This is a genomic window from Chryseolinea serpens (assembly GCF_900129725.1).
Lineage (GTDB): Bacteria > Bacteroidota > Bacteroidia > Cytophagales > Cyclobacteriaceae > Chryseolinea > Chryseolinea serpens.
In genome coordinates this window covers 1,158,599-1,177,742 of the sequence record NZ_FQWQ01000002.1, presented here as the reverse complement: position 1 = coordinate 1,177,742, position 19,144 = coordinate 1,158,599, and the positions used below count along the sequence as shown (strand labels likewise).

Sequence of the window (19,144 nt, the reverse complement as noted above, 5' to 3'; positions counted from 1 at the left end):
ATGCCGAGAACAAGCTTCTGGCTCCTGGCTCCTGGCTTCTGGCTCCTGAACACCGCTCCCCAACTACATCGACTCCCTCAAAATCTCCACCGCTCTATCCTGCTCCTTCAGTTGCAACGAAGCAAACCCCAACCGAAGTGCGTTGTAATTTTTCGTGTGCGTATTATACAACGATCCGTCACCAATAAGCAACCCCTTCTTCGCGGCGTGTGCCGACATCTTTTTGAGATCCACATCGTGAAAGGTTCCCCAGATCGACATGCCGCCGTCGGGTACCTTGAAGGTGATGCGGTCGTGGAGCTGGTCTTTCAGCAGCGCGGCAAAATGATCGCGGCGTTCGTGATAGAGCTTTACTACTTTTTTGATGTGGCGTCCCATGACGCCGTTGTGATAGAGGGCCGCGATGGCGGCTTCCATCATGCTGTCGCCTTGCCAATCCATGGAGCGGCGCAGGTGGGCTACGGCGTCGATAAAATTTTCGGGGGCGATGATGAATCCCACGCGCACAGAAGGCGCCAGGGTTTTGCTGAGCGTGCCGATGTAGATCACGTTTCCGTGTTGGTCCAGGCTGGCCATGGGCAGGATGGGGTTGCTCGCGTAGTGAAAATCATAGTCGTAGTCGTCTTCGATGATGGCAAACCGGTAGCGTGCAGCCAAATCCAAGAGGCGGATGCGCCGCTCGGGGGTTAAGGTTACCGTGGTGGGATGATGGTGGTGGGGGATGACGTAGATGAGTTTGACCTTTTTCTTTTTACACAAGGTTTCGATCGCGTCGACGTCGATGCCCTGGTCGTCCACCGGCACGCGCAGGATCGTGGCGCCGGCCTGGCGGAAGGTGAGGGTGGCGGCGAAGTAGCTGGGCTCTCCCACGATGACGGCGTCGCCGGGTTTGATGAGGAGTTGGGTGGTGAGGTAGATGCCCATTTGCGCACCCTTGGTGATCATGACATTGCTGGCGGTGATGGGCAATCCGCGCGTGTCGCTCAGGAATGGGGCGAGTGTTTCGCGCAGGTATTCGGGTCCTTTCGGCGTGCCGTACTGATAATATTTTTTGAAACCCCTCGACCGGGCCACGGTCCGGAATTCGCGCAGGAATAATTCCGTGGGCGCCAGACGCGTGTCGGGGAAACCATCGTTGATGGCGAGCAGGTTCGGATCGCGGAATTGTCCGACGGGAAAGGGGATCACTTTTTTCTCGTCGATATGAAAAAATGTTTTCCCGGGATATTGCCCGATCTCTTCTCCGGGCTTGATCTTTTTCGGTTTGATGTCCGGCAGGTCGCGCACCACGAAGGTTCCCTTGCGGGGGATCATTTCGATCCACCCCTGGGCCATCAATTCATCATAGGCCGCCAACATGGTTTTTCGATGGATCCCGAGGTGCTCCGCCATTTCGCGCGACCCGGGTAACTTCAGTCCCCGACGCAACGTGCCCCGACGGATGTGGTGAATGATGGCATTGGTGATCTGCAGATAGACCGGCGCGTCTGCCTTCCGGTCGAGCTGAATAAGGTCCTTTAAAACATGCATGACTGGACTACCTTGGTTCTTATTTCTGGACTAGTAGAATAGTCCAATAAAGATAGACCTTTGATCGGTAATCGTAAACGTCATGAAAAAATATCAAGACCTGGCCATCCTGCTGTTGCGGGTGGCCACTGCCGCAAATTTTTTGTCACCTGTGGCCAGCCGGTTGGGATTTTGGGGAGAGCAGGGGAGTGGGTGGGCTGCTTTTGTGGTGTATACCGGCGAAGTGAATTCGTTCGCCCCACCCCACATCGTCCCATGGTTGGCCGTCATGGCCACGGTGCTGGAAACAGCTTTGGCGCTGATGCTCCTCGCCGGTTGGATGACGCGCTGGGCCGCACTTGGCGCCGCGGGACTAACCTTTATTTTCGCGCTCACGATGACCTACTCCTTTGGCGTAAAAAGTCCCCTGGACTATGCGGTGTTCGTGGATTGCACTTCGGCTTTTTTATTGGCCACAATGCCCACCTATCGGTGGAGTATCGATCAGCTGTTGGACCGCCAATGATACAAAGAATCCTGTTGGAGATTATTGCCGGAATAAACGAAATAGATGATGACGCTCAATGATAACACCATGAAGTCAAATGAAGATCTGACCGTTCAGCTTGCTGCGCTGGAAAAGATTGCCCTCCAACTGGAGCCTTCTGCTTCCCAGCGGCAGGCCATCGCCCAACAAGCTTTCGACTATATCGATGAATTTATCACCGCCTTGCCGGATGCTCCGGGCTACAAAGAAAAATCCTGCGATGCGCTGAAAGCCTTGACGATCGACGATCACGGCAAACCGTTTGATGAACTGCTCCATATATTGCGCGATGAGGTGGATCAATCCGGCATTAACTCCGCAGCCGGAACCCACATGGGCTATATCCCCGCCGGAGGACTGTGGACCAGCGCCGTGGGCGATATGCTGGCGGCAGCGGCGAACCGGTATGTCGGCATTTTTTATTCCAGTCCCGGCGCCGTGCGCATCGAGAACCAGATGATCCAGTGGCTTTGCACGATCACGGGCTATCCTGCCACGGCCCACGGCAACCTAAGCTCGGGCGGTTCCATGGCCAGTCTCATCGCCATTCAGACCGCACGCGAAGCGCATCAAATCGATTCTACGAACGTACGGCAAGCGGTGGTCTATTTCACCGCGCAGGCGCATCACTGTCTGCACAAGGCGTTGCACATAACCGGTTTGCACGAAGCGCAGCAGCGCATCATTCCTATGAATGCGCGCTATCAAATGGATACTCGTGCACTCGCCGACGCGTTGCGTCAGGACAAAGACAACGGCTTGATGCCCTTCCTCGTCATCGGCACCGCGGGCACCACCGATACCGGGGCGATCGACCCGTTGGATGCCATCGCCGACCTCTGCGAACAATACAACGCGTGGTTTCATGTGGATGCGGCCTATGGCGGATTCTTTACGTTGCTCGGGGACATCGCTGTGAAATTCAAAGGCATCGAACGATCAGATTCGCTCGTGATGGATCCACACAAAGGCATGTTCCTGCCCTATGGCACTGGCGTGGTGCTGGTGAAGGATGCTCATACGTTGCTGCGCACCTACTCCCACCAGGCCTCCTATATGCAAGATGCCTATGGCTTCGACGAGATCAGTCCTTCTGATTGCAGCCTCGAGCTGTCGCGACATTTTCGCGGCCTGCGCATGTGGCTTCCTTTGCACTTGCATGGTGTGAATGCATTCAAAGCCAACCTGGAGGAGAAGCTTCTCCTCTGTCGCTATTTTCACGAAGCTGTAAAAGAATTGGGCTTCGAAACTGGTCCGGACCCGGATCTGTCGATCACACTTTTTCGATATCCGTCGAAGGACAGCAATGCCTTCAATCAACAATTGTTAAAAGCCCTGCACGCCGACGGCCGCTGTTTTTTCTCCTCAACCCAGATCAACGGCCAGGTGTGGATCCGTTGTGCGGTGTTGAGCTTTCGGACGCATTTAAAGGAAATTCAGCTGGCGTTGAGGATGGTGGAGGAAAATTTGGAGCGGATAAAAGAGGAGGTAAGTTGAGATAAGAGCGATAATAATACGCCTTCATTTTCGCTCTCAGAGCCGCCATTTGTTCGTTGATACGACATTAGTGATGAATTTACTCAAGAATTACTCCAAAAAACCGTGTAAACATACACCACGGTAAGGCTAGGTATTGATCCTTTCTTTTGCGCCGGGCCATAAAATAATCTCATGGCCATTTTTTGTCCGTCTGATCGATTTTTTTTGCCATCAGTTTAAAATAGGGATGTATGATTATCGTGATATTGTTTTACATCCTGATGTGTAAAATGATCTTCAAGGCATCAATTTTTCTTATAAAGAAACAGCTATCGCCAGGAAAATTAAGAGAGAGTGAGATTTTGTGTGAATTGTAAATCACTCGTCCAAACTTTAAAAGTATAAATCATGGAAGATCAAAGAAACACCGATTGCTTAGACCTAGTTGAAGTCGCAAAAGCCTTTGAAGTGGAAGAGCTGGAGGAGAGGCTTGAATTTGGATCGTGGACGTTGTACGCCGAAGGAAATTCGAACGGGTCAATGACGGCCGGCGCGAAGCTTCAACTCTAGAAAAAAAACAGGCAGAAAGCGATTTTGCTTTCTGCCTCCTCTTAAATTATGAAAAGTTTTTTATTTCTCTTTTTTTTAAACTTAGGCTCCCCTTGTTTGTGGGGCCAGGTTGAAATAGGGGGCACCGTAGTCGACCAGGTCACGAATAGTCCAATTCCATTCGCGAGTATTTTGGCAGACGATGGCCAACACGGCACAGTGAGCAACGAAAAGGGAGAGTTTACCCTGAGCGTTGCCGGGATGCCCGTGGAATTGTTATTGTCGCACATTTCCTACAAGACATCTAAGTTTAGAATTGATTCGATTCAAACAGGGTTCGTTGTAGTGATGGAGCAAGCACCTGTTTTTTTGCCCGAAGTATCGGTTGATGGGAATGCGGCATATAAAATGGTGGAGAAAACCTTTGACAGGGCATTGGCCGAAAAAACTGTGTTTCACTACGGAAGGGCCTTTTACCGCCAAACTTCATTCATGAATCAAACCCCCACTGAGATCTTAGAGGGATTTTTCGATACAAAGTTCAATAACAACGGTGTGGAAGCTTCAAAAATTACGGAGGGAAGATTTGCAAAAAGGGAAATAAAAGGGAGTTTGAATTTTCTGAACTTCTCGATTTTTGCCATTGGTGCCGGTGTTTATCAGGAGCGCCCGAAGCCTATATTATTACCCCTAAGCCACGAAGGTCTCCATGCCTACGATTTTGAGATCCTCAACATTCTCATGGAGGGCGATCAGGAAATTGTCGAAATATCTTGTCAGCCCCATGTCGGTCTTCGGAAGCCGGCATTCGAAGGAAAGATATTTGTCGATCGAAACCGGGAACAAATTATGAAGTTAAGTGGCATCGTACGGTTGGGCAGCCAGGGATTTGACCTAACCCGGGATCGAAAGCCGATTCCTTATCACGATGCGATTTTGAGTCTTGAAGTCGTCTTTACAAATCCTTCGGCGGACCGATACCAACTATCCCACATCAAAGCAGATCTTCAATTGCTATACAATATTGGATCAGAACCATATACGGCAAAAATAACTTCACTATACACACTTTTTAACTATGCGACTGCTCTGAATGATGTTCACTTCAAGAAGATTCGAATAAAGACGAACGACTTAAAAACTATACAATCGGCACCCTACAACCCCGAATTTTGGAAGGATAACCCCATCGTTAAGAGAACTCCCTTGGAGGACGATATTGTTCGTTCGTTTGAATCGGACGGGGCATTTGGAAATTATATTGATCATTGACCCCTTTTCCGAAATTCACCCCGTATTTCTAAAGGATGGAATAAAAGCCCGAAGTTTAGTAGCTTTAAATGACAGGCCTGCCCTGCAATAGGACGGCCATACCCTACGTTACTAAACCGCAAGACCGTGTTCCCATGAATGAGGATGATGCGTCGCCGGAATTGAAATGGTATTCTATCGGGAAACTGTGGCCCCTTTTGGTGAGCCTCGGCAGCGCCATGGTCATGTTGCTGGCATTTTTTATACCATCGGTCCAGGATCAATGGGATCGGTATCAATCGCGTGAAGTCATTCAACAATACGAGCACCTCGGCGATCAATTCTTTGAAGAAGAACGGTTCGACATGGCCGAAAAGGCTTATGAGAAGGCCTTCGAAATGTCGGAAGAAAAGCGCCTCGATATTGAAGTGAAACGGCTCAACGCCAAAGTCAACCGGGTGAGCCTCGAACCCCAGTGGGGCGCCAAGCCGCCGGAGGATATCCAGGACATCGATTTTCAATTTCTTCTCCATCTCCAAAAAGACAAAGCCGATCCGAAGCAGCGTGTCTTCATACTCAACAGCTATGGCATCTATCTCTCCGGCGTGGGTCGCACGGCCGACGCACGTGCTGCCCTGGAAGAAGCGTTGCAACTGGACCCCAACGATGTGTTGGCCTATGTCAACCTGGGGAATCTGTTCGATCAAATGAAAGAGAAAGCGGAGGCAGAAAAATATTACAAGAAGGCATTGGCCCTGCAACCCACCAACATCCAGGCCCACTATAACGCCGGACTTCTCTATGCCGAGCAGAATCGATGGCCGGAAGCTGTAAAAGAATTTGAAAGCGCACAAGAACAAGAACCCGAGGATGCCGACATCGCCCGTGAACTTGCCCATGCGCGACAGCATAACGAAACAACACCCTCCCCCGCGCAACCTCCCGGCCATAAATAAGCAACTCACTTTAACGCCAGTCCAACATGTCAGGCACGACACACGCTAGCAAAAAGCAGGTATGGAAGAACATCTTCCGCATCATCATCCCGCATCGTAAAAGATTTCTCATCGTAGTGGTCATCGGCTTGCTTAGCACCGGCGCCAACCTCATCGAACCGCTTGTCTACCGCGAGGCCATCAACGACGTGGCGGGTTTGTTTGTGCAGCGCGCCAAAGACGAGACACTCAAAACGTTTTCCACCGACAGTCTCAACACAGACGACGACGATCCGGTGAGCAAGCTCATCGAGAAGGCCACCACGCCGGCAGTAAAAGAATCGCACGGTAAAAATCATGTGGCCGCGCGCACGCCTCAACAAGCGCTGGAAACACTGTTGTGGGCCGTGGCCATCATCTTTGCCGTGAACCTGCTGGGGCATGTTCTTTGGCTGATCGGCGACAATATGAATGTGAGGCTGTCGTGCAAGATCGAGCAAGGATTTATTCAAAATACATTCGCGCATGTGCTGAAGCTTCCGTTGTCTTTCTTTAGCAAGCGATCCAGTGCTGCGCTCAGCAAGCAGATCAATCAGTCGGAAGAAGTGTCGGCGATTGTGAATGGATTTTCGCAGGAGATTTTGCCGGAGGTGATCAGTTTGGTTGGGATCCTGATCATTATGTTTTGGCAAAACGTAACGCTTACGCTGATTGCCTTGTCGATCATACCATTTTACCTGCTCATCGCCTGGCGCTCGGCCAACCGCTTGGAAACGGGCTTGTCAAACTACTATGAACGCTGGGAAGAGGTTTCTTCACGCATGCAGGATGCTTTAGGCGGCATCAAGACCGTGAAACTTTCAGGCGCAGAAGACCGGGAAGTGAAGGCTTTCCATTCCATTTCGGACAAAGCCTACCGGGACTATGTAACGCGCAGCAAGCTGGCCAACAAGTATGTGTTTTGGGAGAACATCCTCACCAAATTTGCCAGCGCCCTGGTGCTCGGCTATGGCGGCTACCTCACCCTGGAAAATCAGTTGACTCCCGGCGACGTCGTGATGTTCGTAGCCTACCTCGACCGGCTCTACGATCCCATCGACACGTTGTCTAGCCTGTGGGTGAACCTGCAACAGAACGTGGCCTCCATTGCCCGCGCGTTCAATTTATTGGACAACGGCCAAGGCGAGAAAAAAGGAAAGCCTTTAACGATGGAACACGGCCGGGTAGAATTTCGCGATGTCCATTTTGGCTATACACCGGAAAAAGAAGTGTTGAAGGGAATCTCTTTTACACTAGAACCCGGAAAGATGACGGCCTTGGTTGGAACATCGGGTGCGGGGAAAACCACTACGGTAGATTTGCTCATGAAACTCTACGAACCGCAGGGCGGTACGATCCTGATCGACGGTCACCCGCTGGCAGACCTGGATCCGTCATCCGTACGCCGCAACATTGGCATGGTCGCCGCCGATGGCGCCATATTCCGCGGCACCCTGGCGGACAACATCCGCTACAAACGCCACGATGCCACGCTTGACGAAGTGAAGGCCGCAGCGGTTGCTGCCGGCATGCAAAGCACCTTGCAGCGCCTCCCCGATGGATTGAAAACCAAGGTTGGTGAAAGCGGCTTTGGCTTGTCGGTGGGAGAGCGGCAGCGCGTGCAAATTGCCCGCGTATTGGTGGCGAAGCCTCGCATCCTGGTTTTGGATGAGGCCACGGCAAACCTCGACTACGCCACCGAAGCCGAAGTGAAACGGACCATCAACGAGATCCGAAAAGAAAACACCGTCATCGCCATCGCGCACCGCTACTCCATGATCCGCGATGCCGACCACGTGCTCGTGCTCTCCGACGGCCAGGTGATCGAAGCCGGCACCCCCGAGGAACTGATTGCCCAAAACGGATGGTTCGCCCGCTTTGCACAAGCCCAAAATGACCCCGAGCCTGAAGAAGCTACCGACAACGAAGAAGTGGAAGACGAAGAGGAGGCAGAAGACGAAGAAACGGGAACCGATGCGTCATAAAAAAACCTGGCGAGGGCCGCCAGGCTTTTTTCACAAAACAAAAACAAAGATCAGTATCAGGTAGCAGCCCAGGCTCTATCACCTTTCTTGTAGGGATAAGCGCCATCGTATCTTCCGGGTACGGGCAAAAAGCGAAGCGCCTTGGTCGATCCAACTTCAGAAGTGAAGTAGCCCCACAATGTGAGTTGCTTCATCAGGGTGAAGTAGTGTTGAGGGTCCTCTTCTTTTTTGCTCGCCAGGTAATCCTTGGCTTCCTTGTCCACCTCCACCAACAAGTCATGTTTCTCCGTAGCGGAGAGGGACATGAAATCTTTGGAGAATTTTTTATTCGACGCTTCGTTCAGTTTGCCGATGCCATCCATAAAGATCTTCTGATCTTTTTCTTCATAGCAATCGGAAACGATGGTCTTCATGAACTCGCCAATCTTGGACTCCTTTGCGCCGGGCGACGCGGCCGATGTGGGAAGAATGGTCTCACCCACTTCGTCGAGGAAGGAAACGGTCTCGGGCGTGAAGGTGCTCCCTGTTGCCGCCACTTCCGATTTTTTTGCACATCCGCTCAGGAAAGCCTGGGAGCCTACAACGGTTCCTCCCAGGATCAGGCCTACGCGTGCTATAGCATCTCTTCTATTCATAATGCTTTCAAAAATTAGATGTTCATTTTCTTTAATTCTTTCACAGCGTGGTCTGCGGCGCGTGCCGTAAAGGCCATATAGGTGAGCGAAGGATTCTGACAGGCAGCCGAGGTCATAAACGATCCGTCTGTGATGAACACGTTCTGAGCATCCCAAACCTGGTTGAAATTGTTCAGTACCGACGTTTTAGGATCCTTGCCCATGCGGGCCGTTCCCATTTCGTGGATACCGCGGCCGGGTGTGCCGTCGCCGATTTTGCCCGTCACGTTCTTCACGCCGGCGGCTTCGAGCATTTCTAGCCCGTCGTTGAGCATATCCTGGCGCATTTTGTTCTCGTTCTCTTTCAGCTCGCAGTCGATCGACAGAACGTTCAGCCCCCACTTGTCTTTCTTGGTTTTGTCGAGTGTGGCTTTGTTGTCGTGGTAGGGAAGGATCTCGCCGAAGCCGCCGATGCCCATGGTCCAGGGTCCGGGTTCGCTCAGCGCTTCTTTGTATTCCACGCCGATGCTGTACTCGGCCACATTGCGGCCCCATCCTTCGCGGCTGGCACCACCCTGGTAGCCGAAGCCACGGATGTAGTCGCGTTTCTCGCCGTACATGTTGCGGTAGCGGGGGATGTAGATACCATTGGGACGGTTGCCATAAACATATTTGTCTTCGTAGCCGTCCACGTGTCCGTGTGAGTAGACGCCGAGGTGGTGATCCATCAGGTTGTGACCCAGTTCGCCGCTGCTGCTGCCCAAGCCTTCGGGCCAAACATCGGTAGCAGAGTTCATGAGGATCCACGCGGTGTTGAGGGTGGAGGCATTCAGGAAGATGATCTTGGCTTTGTATTCATAGGTTTGGTTGGTCTGTGCATCCAACACTTCCACGCCGGTGGCCTTCTTCTTGTCTTTGTCATACAGCACCTTGGTCACGATGCTCCAGGGACGCAGGGTCAGGTTGCCCGTTTTCGTTGCGGCGGGCAAAGTCGATGACTGCGTGCTAAAGTATCCTCCAAATGGGCACCCCAAACCACACTTGTTGCGGTATTGGCATTGTGTACGACCGGCGAGCGGGCCCGTCACGTGAGCGGCGCGGCCGATGATCATATGGCGTTTGCCTTTATAATGTTCTTTGATGCGGGCGGCCACGTCCTTTTCTACGACGGTCATGTCCATCGGAGGGAGGAACTGTCCGTCAGGAAGGTGGTCGATACCGTCTTTGTTACCGCTGATGCCGGCGAATTTCTCCACGTAGTCATACCACGGTGCAATTTCTTTGTAGCGAACCGGCCAGTCTATGGCGATGCCTTCTTTGGCGTTGGCCTCGAAGTCGAGATCGCTGAGGCGATAGCTTTGCTTGCCCCACATGAGGGAACGGCCGCCCACGTGATAGCCGCGGAACCAGTCGAAACGCTTCACTTCCGTGTAGGGACAATCTTTGTCGCTGGCCCACCAGTCCGTATTGATTTCATTCAGCGGATAATCACGCTTTAGCACCGGATATTCCTGAACCAGTTTCAACGGTGCTTTGCCGCGATGCGGAAATTCCCACGGTGCCTTGTTGGTCTGGGTGTAGTCCTTCACGTGTTCTATATTCTGGCCACGTTCCAGCATAATTACCTTCAGCCCTTTTTCACAAAGCTCCTTTGCTGCCCAGCCTCCGCTAATTCCCGAGCCGACAACAATGGCATCATAAACATTCTCACTCATAGATTAGACATTTAATGAGGCATATTACGAATAGTTTGCCATTGTTGCATCCTGACGGCCTGGTAAATGCGTATGATTTACACTTAAGGTATTCTTGAAGGAAGAAATCGACCGGTAAATAATAAGCGTTCTAAATAAGTGCAGAGGGCACAACGTATGGCGTGCTAAAATATTCTGATCGCAAACCGAAATTGTTTGGACTGGGTTGGATATTACGCCAGGGGGACCCTACACCGTAATTTCCCGGAGCACGATCTCGTTGTTCACCACCGAATAGAAAGACGTGGGGATTTCCTGACGCGCTTTGAAATAGCTGCTGTATTCCGGTGAGAACGTAATGCGGTTTTCCAGGGCCTCATTGTAGTTCCCGGTCAGGGCCATGAACAGCTCGCATACTTCGCGTACCCCAAATTGGGAGCCGTCGTGGGCCGTGGCGTAATCGGCCAGTTTATTTTCTACCACATAATTCCGGAACATGGGGTTTGCCTTGCGGCTAATGAGCATCCGAACCCCGCAGATGCGGGCCAGGGACAGGTCCAGCACGTCATCGAAAACAAACAGGATGTTCTCGTTCTTCAGCCCAAAGGTTTCCTCGAAATGTTTCAGGGCGATGGTCTTGTCTTTCACCTGGTAATAGACCCGGTGAAAATGCTCGCGCGCCCCATACCGAAACGAGATCCGGTTCTCTTCCCCGGACAGCACGGCGCAATAGGGCATCTTCCCGGTGGCCATCCAGCTGCTCAGCCGCAACAGGTTGGTGCCCATGGCGTCGGTTTCGCTGAAGGTGCTGCTACCGTGTTCATTCTTTGATCCATCGTTGAACACCCCATCCCAATCGAACACAAAGGCACGGATGTGTTTTAATTTCTCCGCCAGGGTCTCGATCGGTGTAACAAACTGGCCTCCGGGGGTGGTGAAAATTTTTTCGATGTTCTTCATGATGGGGATGGATCAGACAAATAAAATAAAAAGGGCCTGTACCGAAAAGCATGGGATGCTCATTTGATACAGGCCCGGGATAAAATCGCAAAAAATTATTTGCTGGCGTTTGCGCGCATATCTTGGATATCGAGCATGCCCACGGGCTTACCGTTGTCGGTCACCAACAAAGTGTCTACGTTGAATTTCTTGAACAGCGCGTTGGCATCGTTCAACAACGCATCGCCTTCGATGGACACAGGCTTGCCGTATTCGAAGTCCTTCAGGTTCTTCTTCAATACGTCGCGTCCTTCTTGCTGGATCTTTCTGCGGAGGTCGCCGTCGGTGAATACACCCACCAGCGTGCCATCCTTCTTCACTACGGTCACAGCACCAAAGCCGAATTCGGTCATCTTCACGATGGCGTCCACCAGCGGGGTGTCGTCGGTCACAGTTGGGTTCACGGTATCTACCACGTTCTTCACCTTCACGGTCATGAGACGGGTGTGTTCCACGAATTGTTCTGTTCCGACGGTGGTGAAGTTGTTCTCGGTAAGCGCCTTCATGATCTTCCAGGGTGCGGTGATGGTGTGCACGCCCAGGTTCAGGGCATTGCGCACGTGTTCGGCCGTGCGCACAGACGAGAACATTACTTTCGTATCATATCCATAGTGATCCACGGCAAACACGCATTGCTCCACCAGCGACAAGGCATCGTGACCTTGATCTTGCAGACGGCCCACAAGCGGGCAAACATAGGATGCTCCGGCTTGCATGGCCATGTAAGCTTGTTGCAGCGTGTACACCAGGTGAACGTTCACCAGCAACCCTTCGCGGCGCAGCATGTTACAGGCGCGAACTCCTTCCAGGGAAACGGGAATTTTGAACACCGTTTTCTTCGGGTCGAGGCCAAGGTCGAGCTGGCGCTTTGCTTCGGCCAGAACTTCTTCAGCGGTATCGCCGAGGGCTTCGATCTGAAGCACGGGAACGATCTTGGAGAGCTTTACGATCAATGAATCGACGTCTTTCACACCACCGCGGTGCATGAACGTGGGAGTGGTGGTAAGTCCGGTGAGAAAGCCGAGCTTGAACGCTTCTTCAATCTCTACGATGTCCGCTGAATCGAGGTATAATTCCATACTTGTATGTTGTTAAAGATAGATGGTTTAATGGTTAAGCGAGTACAACCTCGCGACTGCGATATTTAACTTCCACGGCGTGCATCTCCAGGATGGGTTTCATGAACTCTTCCAGGTCGTATACGCACAGCTGGCTGGCGGCATCGCACAAAGCCTTTTCCGGCTCGGGGTGCGTTTCGATAAAGACACCGTCAACACCCGAGGCCACACCGGCACGGGAGAGTACAGGCAGGAATTCGCGCGCACCACCTTTGGCGTCGGCGCTGGGAATACCATACTTGCGGATGGAGTGCGTCACATCGAACACCACCGGATAACCGATCTTGTTCATATGATAGAAGCTGCGGGGATCAACGATAAGATCGTTGTAACCGAAAGTATAACCACGCTCGGTCAAAATGATGTTGTCGTTGCCGGCTTCCAGGCACTTGCCTACAGGGTGCTTCATGTTGTCGGGCGACAAGAACTGGCCGTGTTTGATGTTGATGGTTTTGCCCGTCTTCGCCGCGGCTACCATCAAGGTAGTTTGCATACACAGGTAGGCAGGGATCTGCAACACATCCACCACATCACCGGCGGCTTTGGCCTGGTCTGGGTAGTGAATGTCGGTGAGGATGGGGAATCCGAATTGCTCGCGCACCTTGGCCAGCAGCTTCACGCCCTTGTCCAGTCCGGGACCATCATAATATTTCACGCTGCTACGGTTGTCTTTTTGAAAAGACGACTTGTAGATAATCTTAATATTCAACCGCTCGGAAACTTCTTTCAGCTTCTCGGCAGTTTTCATCATGATCGATTCGTCTTCAATTACGCAGGGGCCGGAGATGAGAAACAACTCATCCGCGCCACACTCGATGTTTCCTACTTTAACTATTTTCTTACTCATGGTCTGCGAGCTTTATGGTTATAAGATTATAAACGTTTGAATAATTCTTTGATCGTATCCAGGGTGATCTTGTCTTTCCAATCCAACCCGATGGCGTGATTCCACATGTGCGGAAGGTTGTATGACACTTCGGCCATTTTCGTGATCGTCTCGTCCGACCACTCCTTCGCCAGCCCTTGTGGCAACGTGATGTTATGCTTCTTCAGCATCTTCTTGAAGTCGGCAACACCTTGCGGATAATAATCGTGAAGGTGATTGAAGGCAAGACAGTTGGCGTAGCAGTGGCGCGTTCCCAGGATCTTCGAAAGTCCATAGGAGAGGGCGTGACATACGCCGACTTCGGAGTAGGTGAGGCTCAGACCGCCCATCAGCGACGCGACCATCAGTTTCTCGTCGTTCTCGGGAGTTTGTCCGCTGCCTTCGTTCAGGTAAACATCTTCACAAAGTTTCATGGATTGTTCCGCGAACGCGTGGCTATACACATTGTTGTAGATACCGTTCTCGGATTCCACGCAATGGATGTAGGTATCCATACCGGTGTAGAACCACCAATCGCGCGGCACACTGGCAATGAGATCGGGATCCAACACGACTTGATTGAAGACGGTCCACTCGCATTTCAACCCCAGCTTTTTCACAGGGCCGGTCAACACGGCCGTCATCGAAACTTCGGCGCCGGTTCCCGAGATGGTGGGAACACCTACGTGATAGATGCCGGGTTTCTTTATCAAATTCAATCCTTGATACAAGGTGGAGGAACCTTCGTTGGTAAACATCAATGACGCTGCCTTCGCAATGTCCATGATGCTTCCTCCGCCGATGCCCACGATGCCAGCGGGCAAGCCATTCTTGGCCAGGATGTCGTCACGCATGGCGTCTATCTGTTCCGTGGTGGGTTCGTGTTTGTCCACATCGATGAACATCACCACGTCGCCAGGCTTCTGCGGGATCTGGGAGGCCAGGGGTTTGCCTTTAAAATATTGATCCACCACGAAGACCATGAACTTGTCGTTGTCACCGCGTCGTTCGTTGAGAATGTCGCCGAGTTGTGCAAAGGCACCCCGGCCGAAAACCGTTTTTTCTATTCCTTTGAAATTCTTATGCATGCACAGTAGATAAAGCTTGTGTTACACTTTTTGAAATGCCATCGGCCAGGGCGCTCAATTGTTCCGGCGTCCAGGTGACGCGGATGCCGAACGAGATGAGACGGCCCACTACATTTTGAGATACGGGCAACTTCAGATTCTTGTAATCTTGAGGCGCACCCAACACGTTGATGGGAAGATTAGCGGCCACGCGAAGATCTTTCAAATGATCCCACTGATTGATGAAGTGATACATGTTGGTGAACCAGTAGTTGAAACCACCGATGCCGTTTGCGTTCAGGGCGTCAACGGTACGCTTGGCGGTTTCTGTGTCGGGCAACAACAGGTTGAGGAAGGTTGCGGAGTCGCCTTCGGGATCGGCCAATGTGGCGAACCCGATGCCGGGTGTTTTGCGCAGCGCTTCGGTAAGGAATTTTTTATGCTTGCGATTGGTCTCGCGGATCGACGGCACACGGCGGGTTTGGGCTGCTCCCACGGCGGCGTGCAATTCGCTGATGCGGAAGTTGAAGCCGATGATGGGGTGATTTTCCATGCCGCGGTTCGAACCGATGTGGTCGTGGCCGTGGTCGGAATACGTCTCGGCGTGATGGTACGCTTGCTCGTCGTTTGTGACCAGCACACCACCTTCACCGGCAGTGGCGATCTTGAAGAAGTCGAACGAATAGCAACCGGTCTTTCCAAACAGTCCCACGCTTGTTCCTTTGTAGGAAGCGGCAAAAGCCTGACCGGCGTCTTCCACCAGGGTGAGTTTATGGTCCTTGCAAACTTTCAGGATCTCGTCCATCCGGGCCATGCCGCCGCACATGTGCACGAGCAGGACGGCTTTCGTTTTTGGCGTGATGGCTTTGCTGATGCCCTCCGCGCTCAGGCAAAGGGTTTCATCGATTTCGGCAAACACGGGAAGGGCGCCGCAAAAAAGCACGGCTTCCACCGAAGCGATGAAGGTAAAGGGCGGTACGATCACTTCGTCGCCCGCACCGACACCGGCTGCTGCCAGCGCGCAGGCCACGGCCGTGGAGCCGCTGGATACCGCATGGGCAAACTTGGCGCCGGTGATCTTTTTCACTTCGGCCTCGAAATCGCGCGCCTTCCAGATGTTATTCCGGACGTTTTCGTGATTGTAGCGAAACAAAATGCCGGTTTCCAGCACGTCATTGATCTCTTTTTTCTCTTCGTAACCGAATAATTCAGTTCCTGGCATATGGTTGATTAATAAGGTTTTACTATGAAATCAGACAAGTATTTAGAACGAATGGCCAGAAGCCTCCAGGGCTTCACTTTAGACGAGAAGGAGGCCCCTTACCAAGGCCTCCAAATTTTCCACAATAATATTAAACTTTCAGGTCACCCTTGTCATAAAAGGCCAAATTTTGAGGTCTGGGGCACGAAAGGGCTGGTGGCGGAAGGCGTGGATCACCATGCGTGAAAGTCGGGGCTAAAAGCCCCTTGAGGTGGTGAGTTTTTTTAGTCTGTCCTGAAGACTTCGGGGGAGTTGTGAATGCGGGTTTATGATGGAATGTTCCCTTGCTACTGGTCAGGGCTAAAGCCCTTTGAACCCGTTACGGCCTAACCCCAGCCTAAAGGCTGGGGTTACTAGGAAATGCAAGGTTTCGTTTGAGAAAAGAAATAGCGATGCTATGAAGGTTTCATCCCTTGATTAAAGCGCACGGGGCGCATTTTTTTGTATTCTTTAAAACCCTGGGTACCTCCGATTACATCGAAGCACCCGGGTCTATGATTGGTAATCCGTTCGGGATTGAAGATCCTTATTCAAGAAGATGTGTGCGCAGACTAGGCCTTTAGGCTATGCAGTGGGCTTTAGCCCTGACCTTGATCGTGAAGGACTGCGATCAGTGTACGGCACTCATCAGCTTCGAGTCCTCCGCGGTGATCTTTACAATGGCATAGCGCTCGACGCCAGTGATGACGATTTCATCCATAATGTCGATGACGTTCTGGTAACGCGATTTGGACGAAGGCTTCACAAACACATACAGCCCTTTCACCGACGCATTTTTTTCTTGCAAGAGCTTGCGTACGCCTTGCGCGGAGTAATCGGTCACCGCCGTGGCAGCAGCACGGGGTTGGCCCATGTAGGTGTAGATTTTATTGTGCTCACCTAAAACCAACGTCAACGCTTTCTCGTCGGGTATGACCGGCGCCACGGTGTGGAGGTCCGCCTTCTCGGGCATGGCAACCTCTTGCACATAGGGTTTGTAGAAGGATGTGGTGAGCATGAAAAAAGTGAGCAGCAGAAACGCCAGGTCCACCATGGGCGTCATGTCAATGTGGGTGGAGGCTCGGACACGGCGCACTTTTCCTTGTGCCCCTTCGGACGTGTTGATCATTGCCATAGTCGTAAGTGTTTGGTGAGATTTAGAACTATAATTCGAGGCACACCGAATAGTCACAGAAAAAAACGCGACAAATTTTTGGTAAAATTTTTATCGCAACAGAATGATTATCTTCCGGCAAAAATGTAAGGTTCAAATGTCCACGCAACGCCCCATCACCGCTGCCTTACTGGGCAGCGAACTCCAGTTCACCATGTCCCGCAGCAGCGGCCCCGGCGGACAAAACGTGAACAAGGTGAACACGAAGGTGACCTTGAAGCTGGACATAGCCCAATCGTTTGTGCTCACCCCCGAAGAAAAGGAGATCATCCTCCGCAAGCTCGCATCCAAGATCACCACGGAGGGTATATTGGTCATCACCGCGCAAGACAAGCGCTCCCAACTTCAGAACAAAGAAGCCGCGCTGGCAAAATTGGAACAATGGATGACCAAAGCCTTCGCAAAAAAGAAAGCGCGCAAAGCCACCAAACCCAGCAAGGGGGCCATCCAAAACCGCATCGATAAAAAGAAAAAAGCTTCGGAAAAGAAGCAATGGCGCCGCAAGATCGAATGAGGAACGGTCCGTTTTTGATGCAGACTAAATGCAATAGTGTTGCAATTGTGCAATCACCTGCCTATTTTTGTCCGGAACATTTTTTCATTGTTCCCATTTCTAAAATGAAACATCGCGCCAACGATAAGGGTAACAACACGGGGATAAAGACCTGGGCTGTGCTTTGCTTGTTGGTATTGTATGCGCTCGGTTCGCTGCCCATGGAGGCCGTCCACCGCATGTTGCATGCCCACGCGCCGGCGGTGGTGCATACCGTCAAGGCTGAAAAAGATCCGTGTCACCGCAGCCTTTACCATCGCGACAAGGCATGCGATCATAAGACACACGTGTCCAGCCTGAAGAAATGTCCGTTATGTCAATTTTCTTTTCATGCTGATCAATGGATGAGCGTTGCTTCGCCTTCGGAGCATCATCTTTTGATGGCGTCATTCCAAACCCGCCTGGTCCAACTTTATGTTCATCCGTGCGCACTTCCCGGATCCTCGCGCGCACCTCCTGTGGGTTGATACGCATTGCGGCGCGTTCCTGAAAAAATGAAACTCCAGTTTGCGGAAAGGATTTCCTGTCAATTTTTTCATACGTCAAAGAAATGTGCGTAGTCTTTGGCTGTCCGCGACAACGCGTCGTCTCATTCCATTCTTCTTCTTATTAACCTGAAAAACCATCATGAAATTTCATTTCTTTTCTTTTTCCTTTTATGCCATTGTCCTCTTGATGATCGTCAGCGGATGCCATAGCGACGATCCTCAAAAGGAAGATACGCCGGAGTTGATCACGAAAGCGACACTGACGTTCACGCCAACGGATGGCACGGCAGCGGTCGTGGTCACAGCCACCGATCCCGACGGGGAGGGCTCCAAAGACATTACCATGGACGGCCCGATCAACCTAACTCTGAACAAGGGCTACGTGCTCACCATCCAACTGATCAATGAACTGGCCCAGCCGACAGATGCGGAATATAACATCACCGACGAAGTGCGTCGCGAAGGCATCGAGCACCAGTTCTTTTTTTCATGGACGAACAATGTATTTTCCAACCCGGAAGGAAACGGTAACATCGACAATCGCACCGACCCGCTCAACTATGCCGGCGGCACAGATTCCCACGATGCCAACAACCGCCCACTCGGTCTGACCACGCAGTGGACCGCGGGAGCTGCAACGGCCAGCGGAAATTTTCGCGTGTTGCTAAAACATCAACCCGACCTGAAGTCGGATACGTCCGATTCCAACACCGGGGAAACCGACCTGGATGTTACGTTCACGATCAATGTGAAGTAAGTGCGGTCACGCATCAGGTCATCCGGAGCAATCGTTTCAGCCGGTGTTTAAAACGCTGGATGTGATACTCCGATTTCAATTCTTTCATGCAGTCGGCGCACAGGCAATCGGCGAACCGTTCCTGCAGATAGCGCCGTTCGTCGTCGTTCAGTTTCACGGTGCTGCACTGGCATAAAGTGATAGAGCCGACCTTGCATTCGAAAGGCGTGCGGCAGCGGGGGCATTGTTTTTCTTCGTGCTTCGTCATCATTTAAAATAAGCAGGCCGGTACAACCCGGCCT

At 51.8% G+C, this 19,144-nt stretch carries 19 protein-coding genes; 9 read left to right on the top strand and 10 right to left on the bottom strand.

The window, feature by feature from the left end; all coding sequences use genetic code 11:
* Positions 1-63: 63 nt before the first annotated feature.
* Positions 64-1,530: a MocR-like pyridoxine biosynthesis transcription factor PdxR gene (gene pdxR / locus BUB30_RS18875; RefSeq protein ID WP_073136898.1), complete on the bottom strand. Its 1,467-nt coding sequence runs from the start codon at positions 1,528-1,530 to the stop codon at positions 64-66.
* A gap of 82 nt (positions 1,531-1,612) precedes the next feature.
* Here pdxR and BUB30_RS18870 point away from each other — a divergent pair, with 82 nt between their 5' ends.
* The 6 genes from BUB30_RS18870 to BUB30_RS18850 all read left to right on the top strand — a co-directional run bounded on the left by BUB30_RS18870 (position 1,613) and on the right by BUB30_RS18850 (position 8,294).
* On the top strand, positions 1,613-2,035 hold the full coding sequence (locus tag BUB30_RS18870; RefSeq protein WP_073136896.1) for a DoxX family protein: 423 nt from the start codon (positions 1,613-1,615) through the stop codon (positions 2,033-2,035).
* Positions 2,036-2,080: 45 nt separating this feature from the next.
* Positions 2,081-3,553, top strand: a complete 1,473-nt coding sequence (locus BUB30_RS18865; protein WP_221408740.1) for a pyridoxal phosphate-dependent decarboxylase family protein — start codon at positions 2,081-2,083, stop codon at positions 3,551-3,553.
* Between the two features lie 390 nt (positions 3,554-3,943).
* Complete coding sequence (locus BUB30_RS35205) at positions 3,944-4,105, top strand: hypothetical protein (protein ID WP_178377148.1); 162 nt, start codon at positions 3,944-3,946, stop codon at positions 4,103-4,105.
* Between the two features lie 48 nt (positions 4,106-4,153).
* Positions 4,154-5,356 carry a carboxypeptidase-like regulatory domain-containing protein gene (locus BUB30_RS18860; protein WP_073136894.1) on the top strand — a complete coding sequence of 401 codons (1,203 nt, stop codon included), beginning with the start codon at positions 4,154-4,156 and terminating at the stop codon, positions 5,354-5,356.
* A gap of 134 nt (positions 5,357-5,490) precedes the next feature.
* Positions 5,491-6,291, top strand: coding sequence for a tetratricopeptide repeat protein (locus BUB30_RS18855; RefSeq protein ID WP_073136892.1), 801 nt, complete (start codon positions 5,491-5,493; stop codon positions 6,289-6,291).
* Positions 6,292-6,317: 26 nt separating this feature from the next.
* On the top strand, positions 6,318-8,294 hold the full coding sequence (locus BUB30_RS18850; RefSeq protein WP_073136890.1) for an ABC transporter ATP-binding protein: 1,977 nt from the start codon (positions 6,318-6,320) through the stop codon (positions 8,292-8,294).
* A gap of 56 nt (positions 8,295-8,350) precedes the next feature.
* On the opposite strand, the gene BUB30_RS18845 is transcribed toward BUB30_RS18850, so the two are convergent.
* From BUB30_RS18845 to BUB30_RS18805, 8 genes are all read right to left on the bottom strand, one after another.
* Positions 8,351-8,929 carry a gluconate 2-dehydrogenase subunit 3 family protein gene (locus tag BUB30_RS18845; RefSeq protein WP_073136888.1) on the bottom strand — a complete coding sequence of 193 codons (579 nt, stop codon included), beginning with the start codon at positions 8,927-8,929 and terminating at the stop codon, positions 8,351-8,353.
* Positions 8,930-8,943: 14 nt separating this feature from the next.
* On the bottom strand, positions 8,944-10,623 hold the full coding sequence (locus tag BUB30_RS18840) for a GMC oxidoreductase (RefSeq protein ID WP_073136886.1): 1,680 nt from the start codon (positions 10,621-10,623) through the stop codon (positions 8,944-8,946).
* Positions 10,624-10,851: 228 nt separating this feature from the next.
* On the bottom strand, positions 10,852-11,562 hold the full coding sequence (locus BUB30_RS18835) for a hypothetical protein (RefSeq protein ID WP_073136884.1): 711 nt from the start codon (positions 11,560-11,562) through the stop codon (positions 10,852-10,854).
* 95 nt (positions 11,563-11,657) lie between these two features.
* Positions 11,658-12,680: a transaldolase family protein gene (locus tag BUB30_RS18830; RefSeq protein ID WP_073136882.1), complete on the bottom strand. Its 1,023-nt coding sequence runs from the start codon at positions 12,678-12,680 to the stop codon at positions 11,658-11,660.
* Between the two features lie 34 nt (positions 12,681-12,714).
* On the bottom strand, positions 12,715-13,566 hold the full coding sequence (kdsA, locus tag BUB30_RS18825; RefSeq protein WP_073136880.1) for a 3-deoxy-8-phosphooctulonate synthase: 852 nt from the start codon (positions 13,564-13,566) through the stop codon (positions 12,715-12,717).
* Positions 13,567-13,592: 26 nt separating this feature from the next.
* Positions 13,593-14,672, bottom strand: coding sequence for an iron-containing alcohol dehydrogenase family protein (locus tag BUB30_RS18820; RefSeq protein ID WP_073136878.1), 1,080 nt, complete (start codon positions 14,670-14,672; stop codon positions 13,593-13,595).
* A complete protein-coding gene (locus BUB30_RS18815; RefSeq protein ID WP_073136876.1) occupies positions 14,665-15,873 on the bottom strand; it encodes a DegT/DnrJ/EryC1/StrS family aminotransferase in 1,209 nt (402 codons plus the stop codon). The genes BUB30_RS18820 and BUB30_RS18815 overlap by 8 nt, the downstream gene beginning before the upstream one ends.
* 649 nt (positions 15,874-16,522) lie before the next feature.
* Positions 16,523-17,026, bottom strand: coding sequence for an ExbD/TolR family protein (locus BUB30_RS18805; protein ID WP_073136872.1), 504 nt, complete (start codon positions 17,024-17,026; stop codon positions 16,523-16,525).
* A 136-nt stretch (positions 17,027-17,162) separates the two neighbouring features.
* Between BUB30_RS18805 and arfB the strand changes: the two genes are divergently transcribed.
* The 3 genes from arfB (at position 17,163) to BUB30_RS18790 (ending at position 18,863) form a co-directional block, all read left to right on the top strand.
* Positions 17,163-17,579, top strand: coding sequence for an alternative ribosome rescue aminoacyl-tRNA hydrolase ArfB (arfB, locus tag BUB30_RS18800; RefSeq protein ID WP_073137413.1), 417 nt, complete (start codon positions 17,163-17,165; stop codon positions 17,577-17,579).
* A gap of 104 nt (positions 17,580-17,683) precedes the next feature.
* Positions 17,684-18,085, top strand: a complete 402-nt coding sequence (locus BUB30_RS18795) for a hypothetical protein (RefSeq protein WP_073136870.1) — start codon at positions 17,684-17,686, stop codon at positions 18,083-18,085.
* Between the two features lie 160 nt (positions 18,086-18,245).
* Positions 18,246-18,863: a hypothetical protein gene (locus BUB30_RS18790; RefSeq protein WP_073136868.1), complete on the top strand. Its 618-nt coding sequence runs from the start codon at positions 18,246-18,248 to the stop codon at positions 18,861-18,863.
* Between the two features lie 13 nt (positions 18,864-18,876).
* Here BUB30_RS18790 and BUB30_RS18785 read toward each other — a convergent pair whose 3' ends face one another.
* Positions 18,877-19,113: a cysteine-rich CWC family protein gene (locus BUB30_RS18785; protein WP_245804126.1), complete on the bottom strand. Its 237-nt coding sequence runs from the start codon at positions 19,111-19,113 to the stop codon at positions 18,877-18,879.
* Positions 19,114-19,144 lie beyond the last annotated feature (31 nt).

What these genes read in the sequence shown, in the direction of transcription:
- BUB30_RS18855 (WP_073136892.1), top strand. Translation starts at nt 5,491, where the DNA reads ATGAATGAGGATGATGCGTCGCCGGAATTGAAATGGTATTCTATCGGG.
- BUB30_RS18850 (WP_073136890.1), top strand. Translation starts at nt 6,318, where the DNA reads ATGTCAGGCACGACACACGCTAGCAAAAAGCAGGTATGGAAGAACATC.
- BUB30_RS18805 (WP_073136872.1), bottom strand. Translation starts at nt 17,026, where the DNA reads ATGGCAATGATCAACACGTCCGAAGGGGCACAAGGAAAAGTGCGCCGT.
- pdxR (WP_073136898.1), bottom strand. Translation starts at nt 1,530, where the DNA reads ATGCATGTTTTAAAGGACCTTATTCAGCTCGACCGGAAGGCAGACGCG.
- BUB30_RS18845 (WP_073136888.1), bottom strand. Translation starts at nt 8,929, where the DNA reads ATGAATAGAAGAGATGCTATAGCACGCGTAGGCCTGATCCTGGGAGGA.
- BUB30_RS18820 (WP_073136878.1), bottom strand. Translation starts at nt 14,672, where the DNA reads ATGCATAAGAATTTCAAAGGAATAGAAAAAACGGTTTTCGGCCGGGGT.
- arfB (WP_073137413.1), top strand. Translation starts at nt 17,163, where the DNA reads ATGTCCACGCAACGCCCCATCACCGCTGCCTTACTGGGCAGCGAACTC.
- BUB30_RS18785 (WP_245804126.1), bottom strand. Translation starts at nt 19,113, where the DNA reads ATGATGACGAAGCACGAAGAAAAACAATGCCCCCGCTGCCGCACGCCT.
- BUB30_RS18840 (WP_073136886.1), bottom strand. Translation starts at nt 10,623, where the DNA reads ATGAGTGAGAATGTTTATGATGCCATTGTTGTCGGCTCGGGAATTAGC.
- BUB30_RS35205 (WP_178377148.1), top strand. Translation starts at nt 3,944, where the DNA reads ATGGAAGATCAAAGAAACACCGATTGCTTAGACCTAGTTGAAGTCGCA.
- kdsA (WP_073136880.1), bottom strand. Translation starts at nt 13,566, where the DNA reads ATGAGTAAGAAAATAGTTAAAGTAGGAAACATCGAGTGTGGCGCGGAT.
- BUB30_RS18865 (WP_221408740.1), top strand. Translation starts at nt 2,081, where the DNA reads ATGATGACGCTCAATGATAACACCATGAAGTCAAATGAAGATCTGACC.
- BUB30_RS18830 (WP_073136882.1), bottom strand. Translation starts at nt 12,680, where the DNA reads ATGGAATTATACCTCGATTCAGCGGACATCGTAGAGATTGAAGAAGCG.
- BUB30_RS18835 (WP_073136884.1), bottom strand. Translation starts at nt 11,562, where the DNA reads ATGAAGAACATCGAAAAAATTTTCACCACCCCCGGAGGCCAGTTTGTT.
- BUB30_RS18860 (WP_073136894.1), top strand. Translation starts at nt 4,154, where the DNA reads ATGAAAAGTTTTTTATTTCTCTTTTTTTTAAACTTAGGCTCCCCTTGT.
- BUB30_RS18790 (WP_073136868.1), top strand. Translation starts at nt 18,246, where the DNA reads ATGAAATTTCATTTCTTTTCTTTTTCCTTTTATGCCATTGTCCTCTTG.
- BUB30_RS18870 (WP_073136896.1), top strand. Translation starts at nt 1,613, where the DNA reads ATGAAAAAATATCAAGACCTGGCCATCCTGCTGTTGCGGGTGGCCACT.
- BUB30_RS18795 (WP_073136870.1), top strand. Translation starts at nt 17,684, where the DNA reads ATGAAACATCGCGCCAACGATAAGGGTAACAACACGGGGATAAAGACC.
- BUB30_RS18815 (WP_073136876.1), bottom strand. Translation starts at nt 15,873, where the DNA reads ATGCCAGGAACTGAATTATTCGGTTACGAAGAGAAAAAAGAGATCAAT.